Annotated in this window: 11 protein-coding genes and 1 pseudogene; 5 read left to right on the top strand and 7 right to left on the bottom strand. The window is 57.7% G+C overall.

Translation table 11 applies throughout. The features are described from left to right. Window positions 1–339 precede the first annotated feature (339 nt). The gene (locus AC1AWD_RS02595) at window positions 340–1,596 is read left to right on the top strand and encodes a hypothetical protein (RefSeq protein WP_476563478.1); all 1,257 of its coding nucleotides are present in this window, start codon (window positions 340–342) and stop codon (window positions 1,594–1,596) included. Between the two features lie 9 nt (window positions 1,597–1,605). After that, on the top strand, window positions 1,606–1,806 hold the full coding sequence (locus tag AC1AWD_RS02600; protein WP_476563479.1) for a helix-turn-helix domain-containing protein: 201 nt from the start codon (window positions 1,606–1,608) through the stop codon (window positions 1,804–1,806). Window positions 1,807–1,918: 112 nt separating this feature from the next. On the opposite strand, the gene glnA is transcribed toward AC1AWD_RS02600, so the two are convergent. The 4 genes from glnA to AC1AWD_RS02620 all read right to left on the bottom strand — a co-directional run bounded on the left by glnA (window position 1,919) and on the right by AC1AWD_RS02620 (window position 6,763). Further along, window positions 1,919–3,355, bottom strand: coding sequence for a type I glutamate--ammonia ligase (gene glnA, locus AC1AWD_RS02605; RefSeq protein ID WP_476563480.1), 1,437 nt, complete (start codon window positions 3,353–3,355; stop codon window positions 1,919–1,921). A 230-nt stretch (window positions 3,356–3,585) separates the two neighbouring features. Then, a complete protein-coding gene (locus tag AC1AWD_RS02610; protein ID WP_476563481.1) occupies window positions 3,586–4,368 on the bottom strand; it encodes a DUF4191 domain-containing protein in 783 nt (260 codons plus the stop codon). An 80-nt stretch (window positions 4,369–4,448) separates the two neighbouring features. Beyond that, window positions 4,449–5,927 (bottom strand): dihydrolipoyl dehydrogenase family protein, encoded by a 1,479-nt coding sequence (locus tag AC1AWD_RS02615; RefSeq protein WP_476563482.1) that lies wholly within the window; start codon window positions 5,925–5,927, stop codon window positions 4,449–4,451. Window positions 5,928–6,166: 239 nt separating this feature from the next. Beyond that, complete coding sequence (locus AC1AWD_RS02620) at window positions 6,167–6,763, bottom strand: DUF3043 domain-containing protein (RefSeq protein WP_476563483.1); 597 nt, start codon at window positions 6,761–6,763, stop codon at window positions 6,167–6,169. A 167-nt stretch (window positions 6,764–6,930) separates the two neighbouring features. On the opposite strand from AC1AWD_RS02620, the gene AC1AWD_RS02625 reads away from it, so the two are divergent. The 3 genes from AC1AWD_RS02625 to AC1AWD_RS02635 all read left to right on the top strand — a co-directional run bounded on the left by AC1AWD_RS02625 (window position 6,931) and on the right by AC1AWD_RS02635 (window position 11,745). Beyond that, on the top strand, window positions 6,931–8,298 hold the full coding sequence (locus AC1AWD_RS02625; RefSeq protein ID WP_476563484.1) for a M20/M25/M40 family metallo-hydrolase: 1,368 nt from the start codon (window positions 6,931–6,933) through the stop codon (window positions 8,296–8,298). Between the two features lie 279 nt (window positions 8,299–8,577). After that, complete coding sequence (locus AC1AWD_RS02630; protein WP_476563485.1) at window positions 8,578–9,177, top strand: ECF transporter S component; 600 nt, start codon at window positions 8,578–8,580, stop codon at window positions 9,175–9,177. Between the two features lie 66 nt (window positions 9,178–9,243). Then, on the top strand, window positions 9,244–11,745 hold the full coding sequence (locus AC1AWD_RS02635; protein WP_476563486.1) for an ATP-binding cassette domain-containing protein: 2,502 nt from the start codon (window positions 9,244–9,246) through the stop codon (window positions 11,743–11,745). Between the two features lie 141 nt (window positions 11,746–11,886). Here the strand turns inward: AC1AWD_RS02635 and AC1AWD_RS02640 are convergent. From AC1AWD_RS02640 to AC1AWD_RS02650, 3 genes and pseudogenes are all read right to left on the bottom strand, one after another. Then, window positions 11,887–12,584: pseudogene (locus AC1AWD_RS02640) on the bottom strand (ABC transporter ATP-binding protein). 107 nt (window positions 12,585–12,691) lie between these two features. After that, entirely contained in the window at window positions 12,692–13,744 is a 1,053-nt protein-coding gene (locus tag AC1AWD_RS02645; protein ID WP_476563487.1) for an ABC transporter permease, read from the bottom strand. After that, entirely contained in the window at window positions 13,741–14,262 is a 522-nt protein-coding gene (locus tag AC1AWD_RS02650) for a hypothetical protein (protein ID WP_476563488.1), read from the bottom strand. The genes AC1AWD_RS02645 and AC1AWD_RS02650 overlap by 4 nt, the downstream gene beginning before the upstream one ends. Window positions 14,263–14,311: the final 49 nt, after the last annotated feature.

Below are 14,311 nucleotides of genomic sequence, written 5' to 3' on the forward strand. Positions count from 1 at the left end.
GACGGCCTCTTTGACAACCGTACAATCGAAGGCTTCCGCCCCTCTCTCTTCCGCTGTTCTGCGTGGGCGTATCTGATTAGGTGGGAATGCGGGCGGTCCGCCTTGGCGGACCGGATATTACCCCGCATTCCAGCATTTTTCCGTTTTTACTCTGAAATTACTCTGAAATTGGCTTTATACCTACATTCCCGTGTCATTCAAAAAATGACGAACAAAAAATGATGCATTTTCCTTGATTTTTCAGGGCGCGTCAACTTGGACGCATAGGGCCTGCTGCGGACAGCACAGAGGTCGCCTGTCAAAGGATGGGCATGTGCGGGCCGCAGGAAGGATACGGCCATGGCCGACATGATTGTTGCAGGCGATGCGACCGATACGGAGACTACAACAAATGGAACGAACGATGCCGAGAAAGCGGGTGCCACGCTTCCGGGGAATGTATTGGATGCAGGCGCCTCAATGGGCGCGGAGTCTTCTTTGGCGAAGATAGTGAAGGCCGTCGAACGCCGCAATGGCTTGCGTCCGGGACAAGGCGTCCATGCATGGTTCATCACGCAAAACAATCCGCAAAAAAATCTTGCAGAATGCGCAGGGAAGACACCGGAGGAAATCGTGCAATGGGCGGTTGACCACTGCGTAAGAAACAAGAAGGGCGAACTTCGAAAGTCGCGCGGTGTCGGTGTGTGCTATGAGCGGGGTTCAGAGGAACATACCGACCATATTCATATCGTGCTGTCTTTTACCGGGCGGAATGGCGGGAAGGCGGAAACCGTTTGTCGCCTGTGGCCGACTGCCGATATCGAGGTTGCCAAAGGCACGGTGCAGGACCTTGACGATTACCTCAATAAACGAGGTCGTTTCGCCGGGAAAGGCGAAACGGTGGTGCAGCCTGTCTACGACGGTGAACCGCTGATGGCCAATCCACGCAAAGATGAGCGTGATATAGATGCGGATAGCCTGTCCAAGCGCGACTTACGCTGGTCGGCGTTGATGGAGGCCGTCAAATCCGGCAAAACCATGGACGATATTTGGAGCGATCCCACCTTGAGCATGTATGCCAAGGATTTTGCCATGCCCTTGGAACGTCTGCTGTCTGTGCATGCGTCAAAGCGTCCGCATAAGCGTGACGTGGATGTGCTACTGGTTACCTGCGAGCGGACGTCGGATAGATTGTCATTCAAGCCGGAAATCTTGGAGTGGGTTGTCCGTAATTGTCTGGACGAGTGCGGTTTCCGGTGGGGCGAGTGGGATATGACGTTAGCTGCTCAGCCGCATGTGACTGCGGATACGGATACCGTTCTGTTGATTTCCAGCGTTTGGTCTGACTCCAGTATACAGGCCGCGTTTCGTGTCGCTTCGGGTGCTCCGTTGCAGGTGGCTCAGGGGTACGGGCGTAGTTGCTGGGCGTCTTGGTCTAGGGTCGTTATTGTTACGGCAGCGGCGCTGCCACAGTCTTTGCGTCGGTTGGTAACTAGGGGAGTCGCTATCCCTCTGGGCTCTTCCGCATCACAGATGGTTGAATCAATCAATGACGTATTGAGCGTGCGGGACGTCGTATACAAGCAGGCCGTTTTTCCGGGATTGGAAGGGCGGTGAGGTCCTGTGATGTACGATGTACCGTTGCGCGACCTGCTCACCTTGACTGTTCCGCAAGCGGCGGCATTGTCGGGTATTCCAGCCAAGGTGATTCGAGCGCAAATCAAGGCAGGACTTTTGCCGTGCTGCTATGCCGATACTTCCACGATTCGCATTCGCCGGACGGACCTCGATGAATATGTAAAGGCTCTGCCATCCGATTGGTGCTGAAACGCAAGAAGACCCCGGAAAAATCCGGGGTCTTCTTGCATACCTTCGGCTACCGTTTGGCTACCCTTGAAGTTAAAAATGGCTTAATTTCAAGGAAAAACAGCCTTATAGGTCAGATGTGGAAATACAACTCGTATTCCAGCGGGGTCGGGCACAGACGGGCCTGGTCGATCTCGCCGCGCTTAAGACCGATCCAGGTCTCGATCAGGTCATCGGTGAACACGTCGCCGGCGGTCAGGAAGTCGTGATCGGCTTCCAGCGCGTCCATGGCCTCGGCCAGGGAGCTCGGGACTTGCTTGATACCGGCATGCTCTTCCGGCGGCAGCTCGTAAAGATCCTTGTCGATCGGTGCCGGAGGTTCGATGTGGTTCAGGATGCCGTCCAGGCCGGCCATCAGCTGAGCGGAGAATGCCAGGAACGGGTTGCAGGACGGGTCCGGAGCGCGGAATTCGATGCGCTTGGCGGCCGGGGAGGTGCCGGCCAGCGGGATGCGGATTGCTGCGGAACGATTACGGGCCGAATACACCAGGTTGACCGGGGCTTCGAAGCCCGGAACCAGACGATGGTAGGAGTTCAGCGACGGGTTGGTGAAGGCCAGCACGGAGGAGGAGTGCTTGATCAGACCGCCGATGTACCAGCGTGCCGTGTCGGACAGGCCGCCGTAGTTCTTCTCATCGAAGAACAGCGGCTTGCCGTCCTTCCACAGGGACTGATGGCAGTGCATGCCGGTGCCGTTGTCGCCCGCGATCGGCTTCGGCATGAAGGTCGCGGCCTTGCCGGCCTGAGCGGCGGTCTCATGGACGACGTACTTGTACTTCATCAGATCGTCGCCTGCATGCTGCAGGGAGTTGAAGCGGTAGTTGATCTCTTCCTGGCCCGCGGCGCCGACCTCATGGTGCGCGCGTTCGAGTACCAGGCCGACCTTCTGCAGATTGGCGACCATGTCGTCGCGCAGGTCCTGGGTGTGGTCGAGCGGCGGTAACGGGAAGTAGCCGCGCTTGACACGGTTCTTGAAGCCGATGTTCGCGGTGCCGTCATCTTCGACGTCACGGCCGGAGTTCCACGGGGCTTCGATGGAATCGACCTCGTAGAAGGAACGCTGCATGGAGTTTTCGAAACGGACCTTGTCGAACAGGAAGAACTCAGCTTCCGGAGCGAAGTAGGCGGTGTCGGCGATGCCGGTGGACTTCAGATAGGCCTCGGCCTTGGCCGCGACCTGGCGCGGATCGCGTGAATACGGCTCATCGGTCAGCGGGTCGACGACGGAGAAGGAGACGTTCAAGGTCTTGTGCTTGCGGAACGGGTCGATGTAGGCGGTGGTGACGTCCGGGATGAGCTTCATATCGGACTCGTTGATGGCCTGGAAGCCTTCCACGGAGGAACCGTCGAAAGCCATGCCGTCATCGAAGGCGTCCTTCAGGAATTCGCTGGCCGGCACGTTGAAGTGCTGCTGCACGCCGATCAGATCGGTGAATTGAACGGAGACGTATTCCACGCCTTCCTTGTTGATGAGGGCCTCGGCATCGGCCTTGGTTTCCAGTGCAGTCACGGGACCGCTCCTTTCCATGTGATTTCCATGAAGAAAGTAACTTACGAGCTTCAAGTGTAGAGAAATGCGTTTCGCCCATTCGCGGTTTGGGTTACGAGAATGTTTCGTGATATTGGTAACACAGGTGTTGCGAGTACGAAAAAAGCCCCGAAAAGGGGCTTTTTCAAGGTTTTACAGGCGTTAAATCATTGTTCATACGATTGATGCCGCGCCCGTATGCTGAGTTTTTTTTAACGTCCACGCATGGCACGACGGCTGATTTTCTGCGGACGATTCGGGTCGATGCCCTTCGGAATGCCCAAGCCGTTCTTGTTTTGCAACGTGCGCAGGCGGCCGTTCAGCGTGTCGAGTTCCATCTTGGTCAGCAGGAAACGTTGCTTGGGATGAATGGTGGCCATGATCCTGTTCTTGTGATGAGTGGGCTCATACGACTTGCACTTGAGCACGGTCTTGCGAAGCTTCTGCAGACGCACCTGCTTGTCGCCGGTGCCGACATAAATGCGGTAGATCGGAATGGAGGAGCCTGCGGTCACGCCCTTGATACGCTGTTCCTGACGATCCATTGCATGGGCGAGTCGGCCATAATCGCCTTCGCCAAGCAGATAGATGCCGTTGAAGCCGGTGCCACGCCAGATGACGTCCTTAGTTTTCGGATCGACCCAGACCGGTTCCTGCGGGAAGGTATAGCCGGCTTTGCTGATATTGCCCAATACGCTGACGGCGGCGCCCGGGCGGCCTTCAAGCTTGGCATAGCCGACCTTGTCTGCGCGATTTGTCAACGTAATTGTTGCCAGCAACGCGCCGATCAGAATGAAAGTGATCATTGTGAGAATCCAGGTGAACCACGACCAGTGGAACACAATGCCCAAAACAATGCCCACGACAATCGGGACGAAGCCTGCGACGGCCAGCAGCCAAGGCAGCTGCTTATCCGATTCGTGCGTGTACTTGTAGACCTGAATGATCTGCTTGATGAGACGCTGCTTCTTCGGTTTCTCTTCCTTCTCTGCCATGCTTCCTCACTTGATTGACGCGGTTAAACACACTGAGCGCTAGTCTATCAGCAATACCGGCTTTATTGTGCCGTTTGTCGTTATCTCGTATGCAGCGGGCGTCCGTCCGCTTTAAGTAGCGCTTCTCCGAAAGTTTCTCCGAAGGTGGGGTGTGCGTGAATCAGACGGGCCGCATCGGCAAGAGGAATCGCATTGCCGACGACTTGTTGCGCTTCGGCGATTAGATCGCTTGCGGTCGGCGCGACGGTATGCACGCCAAGTACCACAGGTATGCCTGGACGGTCTGTTTTTTCCCCGCTGACCACCGACATCGAGCCGCCGGTGCCGCTCATCATGATGCGTGCGTTCGATAGCATCGGATACACCGTTTCCTTTGCGTTGATGATGTTTCCACGTGCCTTTGCCTGATCGATCGTCAGTCCGACCGTGGCAGCTTCCGGTGTGCTGAATACGATGCCTGGAACGGTGTTGTTGTCGACAGGGCGAGGGGCGAGTCCCGCGATGGTTTCGGCGATGACGATGCCTTGCTCGAATGCGCGATGCGCCAGCGCCGGTCCGGGCGTGATATCGCCAAGCGCCCACACGTGATCGATATTGGTACGGCCATAGGCGTCCGTCGGCACCAGTCCGTGCACGTCGCGTTCGATATTCGCTTCGTCGAACCATGCGGCGTCTGTATTCGGATCGCGTCCGATCGCGGCGAGCGCGACGACGCCGGTCACGCTGGATTCACCGTTTTCGCCTTCGCGCGTGTAATGCACGGTGACGCCAAGATTATCGCCGGTGTCAATCGACGTGATACGAGTATTCGTAACGATATTGACGCCTTTCTTTTTCAATTCGCGCGTCAACGCGACGCCCGTGCGGCGATCCCAGCCGGACAGCACGCGGTCTTTGCGAATCAGCAATGTCACTTCGCAGCCTGCGGCATTCCACATGGACGCGAATTCAACGGCGATGGCACCTGCGCCGATGATGACAGCGCTGTCGGGGAAGGTATCCGCTTCCAACGCTTGCGTGGAGTCGATGATTGCGCCGCGGAACGGTTCGCCAGGAATCGGGCGTGGTCTTGAACCTGTTGCGAGGATGATGTCATCGGCGATGATGTCGACGGTCTCGCCGAGCGATTGCGGCTTTTCCGGTTTGTCGAATCGGTAGACTTCGTCGTTACCTTCGGAAGGCGTCACATGGATGACGTGTTGCGCGTCGAGGGCGGCGTTTCCACGGAAAACGCAGATGCCGCGTGCGGAAACAAGTGAGGCGAGGCCTTTGGTCATGGTCAAGACGACGCCGACGCGATAGTCGCGCAATTTGCCGAAATCGATGGATGTGATGGAGGCTTCGATGCCGAATGTGTCGCTGTATCGGATGATATCGGCGGCATGCGTTGCCGTGATCAGGGCCTTCGACGGAATGCAGCCGCGATTAAGGCAGGTGCCGCCCAGTGTGGCGTCGCGCTCAATCAGGGCCACGCTTTTGCCCAGTTCGGCGGCGCGTAATGCCGTGGAATAGCCGCCAGGCCCTGCTCCGATGATTGCGATGTCGAATTGTTGCTGCATATTCGCCTCCTCGCCGTTGATTAAGCTGTCCCCATAATACAGCGCAGGCCGTCTCCCGAACTGTCATATCAGTGCTGATATGAAGGTTTGGGGGTCTGCTGGCTCTTGTTTCGTCATAACAGTACCGTCATGACGATTTGGATGAGTCCATGATACGAAAAGGAGCGCCGTCGGCATTTCGCTGACGGCGCTCCTTGGATGTAAGAGATGTGTGACACACGTGATACACGTGCTGTGGATCACTCCGGCCAGTGGCCACGCTTGGGGTCGCGAGGCTTCGGCAGACGCCAACGACGCAGCTGAATGGCGCGGCTCCATGCATAGGAACCGGAGCGCATGCCCTTGGCAACGGCCTTCTCGCCGAACTTTTCGATCAGCTTCTTCTTGAGCTTGTGCCACATGACGAACACGTCGATCACGGCCACGATCAGATAAACGTACAGGAGAAGCGTCATGATCATGCCGATTCCTGGCGCAATCGTCATCGTAATCATCGCGCAGATCATAATGACGAAGGCGACGGGAAGGAAGAATTCGGCGATGTTGAAACGTGCATCGACGTAATCGCGAATATAGATACGCCACGGCAAACGTTCCGCCTTGGGCATGTGGGAAATATCGCCACGCTGCATTGCGTCGTATTCAGCGTTTTCCCGTTCGCGGCGACGCTGCTTGGCCGCCTTCGCGCTGGCTTGACGGTCTTTAGGCACCAGCGGACGCAGTCCGGCTTCCTGAGCCTGCTTGCGCTTCGGGGTGGGGTGTCCCTTGCCGGAGGCTTGCGAGGTCGCCTGTTCGATGGGCTCCTGTGCCTTGTCTTCCTTCTTAAACAGATTCATGCCATAGAGGGTACGGTGATGCCTAGACGCTTCATGACCGGTTCATACGACGGTCAATGCGACGCTCAAAGGCCTGCCGCGTATGGCGATAGGCCGTACAATGGCTTGTTGATACACGTATTTGCTTGTGACCGCTATTTGGATGTCACATGGTTAAAAGGAGAGATATGGCAGTCGTGACTACCGACGAGATCCGCTCCCGTGTCGAGGAAGATTGGAACCGTATCGTAGACCTGCTCAACCGCAAGATCGCGATGCAGTCGATTTCCGCGCACGGCATCACCGGCGAGCATATGAAGCGTTCCGCGGAATTCGTGGCGGAAGAGCTGCGCAAGGTCGGCGTGGACGCCACCGTCGCGCAGGCCCGCAATGAGGATGGTACCCCGGGCGCCTGGGAAGTGATCGGCTCTAAGATCGTCGATTCGAACGCTCCGACCGTATTGCTGTATGCGCATCATGACGTGCAGCCGGTTCCGGATCCGGCCGAATGGAACACCGACCCGTTCGTTGGCACCGAAATCGACACCCGTCTCTATGGTCGTGGCGCCGCCGACGATGGCGGCGGCATCGCCATTCACTCCGGCGCTTTGAAGGCGTTGGGCGACGACTTGGGCGTCAACATCAAGGTGTTCATCGAGGGCGAGGAGGAAATGGGCTCGCCGAGCTTCATCCCGTTCATCGAAGAACATCGCGACGAATTCGATTCCGACGTGATCATCGTCGCCGATTCGGGCAACTGGGCCCCGGAAATTCCGAGCCTGACCACGTCATTGCGCGGCAACACCTGTGTCGATGTTCACGTCAAAGTGCTACATCATCCGGTGCATTCCGGCCAGTACGGCGGTCCGATCCTCGACGCGAACACGCTGGCGGCCATGCTGATCGCCTCCATGTATGACGAGAACGGCGATCTGGCCGTTCCGGGCGTCGCCGCGGAAGAGCCGATCGGTGGCTTGCAGCAGGACCTGGACGAGGCAACCGTACGTGCCGACGCGGGCATCGTCGACGGCTATCGTCTGGCCGGCACCGGTTCCTTGGCCGCACGCCTGTGGACCAAGCCTTCCGTCACCGTCATCGGATTCGACGCTCAGCCGGTGGAAGGCTCCTTCAACGTGGTCAGTCCGGAGACCGCGTTCCGCCTGTCGCTGCGCACCGCTCCGAACCAGCGCCCGGAAGAGGCTCAGGCCGCGTTGACCAAGTTCCTGATCGAACATGCGCCGTTCGGCGCCGAAGTGAGCGTCGAGCCGGGCGAGAACGGCATGGGCTGGGCCATGGACCCGAGCGCGGAAGCCACGAAGGACGCGCTTGAAGCCATGGAGGAAGCATTCGGCGTCGCCCCGATCAACAAGGGCGAAGGCGGTTCCATCCCGTTCATTCCGGAACTGCAGCGCATCTTCCCGGACGCGCAGGTACTGGTCACCGGTCCGGAAGATCCGAAGGCGAACGCGCACAGCCCGAACGAGTCGTTGAGCCTGCCGGGACTGAAGAAGAACATCGTCACCGAGGCCCTGCTGCTGGCCAAGCTTGCCAAGTAGTTTCGCATTCCGCGCTTCGGATTCCCCTATGACATGTTGAGGGCGGCCGAATAATCGGCCGCCCTCAACATGTCATAGGGCCTTTTTATAGTGCTGGGATGGACACGGGGGCTGCATGCCGAATGCTGATCGGAATGCGGCTGAGATGAGGGAAACCTCGACCGATTGAACGTGAAACCAGATAATGCTGGCGCACGGACGTCTCTCTTTTCCCGTGCCTTCAATGAAGATGTTCACGGGTGCGATGCCTGTGAACCGAAACGAAAGGCACTAGGCATTATGTCTGCACAAATTTCCATGAAGTGGCGCGTTGTGGATATCGCCGTGGCATCCGTGATCGGTGTGGCTTCGGCGCTGATCTATTGGCTGTGGGCGATTATCACCACCGCACCATGGAGCGCTTTGGAACTGATCGTTCCCGGTCTGGCGGGCGTATTCAACGGTATGTGGCTGTTCGCCGGCCCCTTGGCCGCGGTTATCGTACGCAAGCCGGGCGCGGCGGTATACGCCGAAGTGGTCGCAGGCGTGTTGGAAGCGTTGCTGGGCAACCAGTGGGGCGGCGCAGGAACGTTCATGATCGCACTTATTCAGGGCCTGTTCGCTGAAATCGTATTGCTCGCCTTCCTGTACAAGAAGTGGAATCTGCCGGTGATCGTGCTTTCCGGCGCAGTGTCCGGCATCGGATGCTGGGGGTACTCCTTCTTCACCAACCTGCAGGCCATCGACCTGACCGGCAGCTATGGCGTCGTGTATCTGCTGACCACAATCGCTTCGGGCGCTGTATTCGCCGGTCTGCTGATGTGGTATCTGTATATCGGCATCGCCAAAACCGGCGCGCTTGACGCTTTCGCATCCGGACGGGAAATTCGCGAACGCTGATATTTCAGCCCTGTTTATTCGATTGATTACGCGGCATACCGGCAAGCAAAGGATTGAAGGGGAATAATGTCTGATAACGCAACCTTGAGTTTCAAGAATTGGGGCTACCGACACGCTTCACGAAAACAGTTTTCGGTACGTGGTCTGAACCTCACCATTGAAGCTGGGCAGCGCGTGCTGTTATTAGGAGCTTCAGGCATTGGAAAATCAACCATTCTTGCCGGTGCGGCCGGCCTGCTTGGCACTGCGGAATACGCCGAGCAGGCCACCGTCTCTTCACAAGGCACGCAAACATTGATCGATGCTGACGGTGGCGTCACCGAAGGTCGCGTGCTGGTGGACGGCGTCGACGTGCATCAGGCTCGTGGACGCGTCGGTTTGGTGTTGCAAGATCCGGATGCTCAGGCGATTTTCCAACGTTTGGGCGATAACGTGGCGTTCGGTCCGGAAAATCTCAATGTCGAACGCGAAGAGATTTGGCGTCGTGTGGACGATTCGATGAACGCGGTCGGACTTCACGGCGTGCAGCTTCATCGTTCCGTCATGCATCTAAGCGGTGGCCAGATGCAGCGTCTGGCCTTGGCCGGAGCGCTTGCCATGCGTCCAGGCGTGCTGCTGTTGGATGAGCCGACCGCGAATCTTGACCCGCAAGGCGTCGACCAGGTGGTGGGCGCGGTGCGTGACGTGCTTGAACGTCAGCATTCGACGATGGTGTTGGTCGAGCATCGTGCGGGTCCGTGGATCGGTATGATCGACCGCGTTATCGTATTGGGCTTGCAGACCGAAAACCAGCAGACCGCGCGCGTATCCCAAGAAGGCGACGAGGAGGAAGTCGACCGCAGCGGATTCCAACGCACCGTGGTCGTGGCGGACGGCACGCCGGATGAAGTGTTCAATGATTCGTCCTTGGACTTCGCCGAACTTGGCATCTGGGTGCCGGACCGTTACCGTCGTTCTGAAGACGACATCACGCGCATTCGTACGGATGACGAGCCCGAATATTCGCCGGCCACAGGTACGGGCAAATCCGTGTTAAGTGTCGACGGCCTATCCATAGGGCGCAACGGGCAGGCCATTGCCGAACATATCAATCTTGATTTTCATCCCGGCCAGATAACCGCATTGGTGGGTGCGAACGGCGCCGGAAAATCCACATTGTCGTTGACTCTTGCCGGTTTGCTGGAGCCTGTCGCCGGTCATGTGCATGCCGGTGCGTCGCTGTCGATCGGCGCGGATGGCGACGAGCCAATCAATTGGAAGTCGACGCAGCTGGCCTCCCGTATCTCCTACGTATTCCAGAACCCGGAGCATCAATTCGCATGCGGAAGCGTTATGGACGAAGTGATGCTGGGTCCCCTGCGCGCAGGCGTGGGGGAGCAGGAAGCGCGCGACCGAGCCACGGAACTGCTGAAGCGTTTCCGCTTAAGCCAGTATGCCAATACGAATCCGTACACGCTGTCCGGCGGCGAAAAGCGTCGCCTTACCGTGGCTTCCGCTTTGGCGGCGGCCCCGCGCGTATTGATTTTGGATGAGCCGACCTTCGGTCAGGACCGCCGCACCTGGATGCAGATCGTGCGTCTGATCCACAGTCTTCGCAGCGATGGCGTCAGCATCGTCGTCGTCACCCATGATCGAGATCTGGTCACGGCGTTGGGCGCACGAGTCGTCGAACTGCTGCCGGAACAGGCCGCAGCCGAATGGCATGACGAGCATGCCCGTGCCGAAGCGACCATGGACGAGACGGCAAATAGCATGGCATTGTCGGTCAGTTCCGTCAACGAACGTAAGGAAGACCCTAAAGCCGCCAGCCGTTCGCCGTTACTGGCTTCCATCAATCCATCGTTCCGCCTGATCGGCGCATTCATGGTATCGCTGCCAATGCTGCTCAGCCTTGACGTCGTATCCGCATCGGTGGCGTTGGCAATCGAACTGGTATTGCTTATGGCGTTGCGATTCACCCCGTGGCGCATACTACGCTCCACATGGCCGGTGTTCATCGGCGCGCCCAGCTCCGCATTGGCGGTGCTGCTGTACGGTAAATCCGGCGGTGACGTGTGGTGGCAGTGGGGATTGATCCTGATTACCGACCGTTCCGCACAATTGGCGCTTGCCACGGGACTTCGTATTCTTGCCATTGGCATACCGGCCATCATCATGATGTTGGGATTGGACGCCACCGATTTGGCCGATTCGTTCAGCCAGGTGCTGCGTCTGCCTGACCGCTTCGTCTACGGCGGACTCGCCGGCATGCGACTGTTCAGCGTGCTTCAAGACGATTGGACGGCCCTGACCGCCTCACGACGTTCACGTGGCCTTGGCGACGACAGCAAAATCAAGGCGTTCTTCCCACAGGTTTTCGCACTGCTGGTGCTGTCGATCCGTCGTTCGACGACATTGGCCACGGCAATGGAAGCCCGCGGATTCGGCGGCACCGGCCCGCGCTCGCATGCGCGCATCAGCGTGGTCGGGCAGCGTGATTGGCTGTTCCTTGCAGGATGCCTTGCAATACCTGTTGTTGCATTGCTGTGTGCCGTATATTGGGGGACTTTCGCACCATTTGGCGCATGATTTACTCAATGCTGATGTGGTAGGGGGATTCAGATCGGTACGCACGTGCGGGGCGGCCACAATTTATGTGTGGCCGCCCCGCACGTGCATTGGCGTCGCATTGATATGAGGCGTCAATGCGCAGATTATATTGAATGCCGATTATTGACGATGCCTGTGCAGCGGCGCCAATTCGAACACTTCATCGGATGCCGCCGCCACTTCAGGACTGTGCGTGACGATGATGACGCAGCGATTCTGTCGGTGCGCCAAATCACGGAAAATACTCATGATGTCGTCCTGCGTGGCCAAATCAAGATTGCCGGTAGGCTCATCCGCCACAATGATCGACGGGTTGTAGCTCAAGGCTCGCGCGATGGCGACGCGCTGCTGCTCGCCGCCAGACAAATGCAGAATGCGTTCGTTGGCATATTCAGTCGGCAAATGCACTTGGGCAGCATATCCGCCGCAATGTCACGCTTCGGGCGGTCGAAATGCTTACCGGAAGCATCCATAGAAAGAATGATGTTTTCGGCGACCGTCAAGCCGGGCAGCAGGTTGAAACTTTGGAAAATCACGCCGATATCGTGGCTGCGATAGTCATAGCGATTACGTTTCGACAAATCCTCGCCGCCATACAGCACCTGCCCCTCGGTGGGCGTGGTAAGTCCGCTGATCAGCGACAGCAGCGTCGTCTTGCCTGCGCCCGACGGGCCGGTAATCGCATGCACGACACCCGAGTGAAAATCGTGATTGATATGCTGCAAAACACGTTTGCCGCCTTTCGTATAGGCGTAGCTGACATCACGCAATTGCAAAATCGCATTGCCGTTGTCATGGTTCGCGGTCGAATTCTGCACGTCGCCAACGGAAACGGATTGGATGGAAGCTGTCATGATACGTCCTTCATTGATATATCTGAAACTCAATCTGAATCTGAAACGAATGATCGTATGTCGTTCACCGTTCAGGACCGGTCGGCGAGAATCTGCAGCGGTTCATATCGCATGACGAAAATAATCGCCACCAATGCCGCAACCAGCGTCAACGCCAAACCAATCAGCAGCAATTGCCCGACAACCCCCAAATTGACGGTCGCATTCACCGAAGAAGCTTCGCCGCCACCAGGCTGCTGCATCTCACGACCGAACTGCGCCATCTGATCGGTCTGCTGCGTCTGCTGTTGCTCCACCTGAGCGGCAAGCAGCTGATTCGATACCGGCACGGATGCCGCCGCGCCGATGATCGCGCCCACAATCAAGCCGATAACCGTAACCGTCAGCAGCTCAATCGTGAATTGCGCCGCGACCTTGGCCTTACGCACACCGATGGCGGTCAACACGCCGACCTCATACTTGCGCTCGCGAACGTTGAACAAGGTGATCACAACCAGTACGACAGCGCCGACCGCCAAAACGATAAGCAACAGCGTCAATGCGAATTGCGAAAGATTATCGAGCGGAACAAGGCTGGATTCATACGCTTCAATATCGGCTGAGGATACAGTGTATGAATCGTCAAGTCCGGCGGCCTTCACATCGTCGGCGAAGGCCTCATAGGAATCCTTGTCGGCGAACACATAGGTGTAGGAAAGTTGCGCCGCGGCGCCGGTCGTTTCGTTGCCGTTGCCATCCGTCGTCGTGATGGTGTCGTCGGCATCCAATCCCAGTTTCGTAAGGGTTGCAATGGATGTGTAAATTGCGTTGGCCGGATCGGAGGAGGTGGATGCCATGGGTCCGCTCATCGTGGCGTTCGATTCGGTGTCGTTCTCGTAGATGCCGACGACGGTGAGCTGATACGTGTCCGCATCGTCGCTGACGGATTTCACGTCGATGGTGTCGCCGACGGAAAGGCCGTTGAAATCGGCGAGCGTCGACGTGATGATGACATTGCCCGCGTCGGCGTCGTCATAGGTGAGCACTTCGCCGGAATCCATGGAGAAGCTGCCATTGGACGCATTGGCCACCGCTTCGTCGGAAGAGAAGCCGACCAACGAAAAATCGCCGGAGGTCATCATCATGCACCGCCTGCGCCGCCGCTCATGCCGCCGGACGGCATGCCTTCCGGCATGTTCTGCTGATCCGTGTCGCCGGTGTCAGCGTCGGAAGAACCGCTTGACGATGACGAAGAGGAATCGGAAACGGGCTGGAAGGAATCCGTGCCATTCAATGCCGTGGTTTCCGTGTAATACGTGGACTCTACGGCGTCGGATGCCTTCGCATACATTTCGTAATCACTGAGTGTAAGTTCTTTGTCGCTTAACGCACTGCGCATGGCATCGAAATCCGGGGCTGTATCCTTCGTCCCAGCGTCGCCTGTGTTTTGGTCTCGCGACTGACCGATCAGAGCGCTGCGGTCCAAACTGATCTGCGCGCTGATCGTCGTATTCTCCAAACCGGTGTCCCGTGCGGTCTGCGCGGCCTGTCGGATGGCGAGACCGATGGTCGCTGCGGTCGCGATGATGGCGATGATGATGATCAGTATGTTGCGTCCTTTGTCGCGTATAACGCTCCGCAAGGCATTGCTGATGACGAACATATGTGTGGCCCCTCATATGGAAAAGATACGTGTTGAACAGTTCGGATAT

The sequence above is a fragment of the Bifidobacterium sp. LH_512 genome, assembly GCF_056356435.1.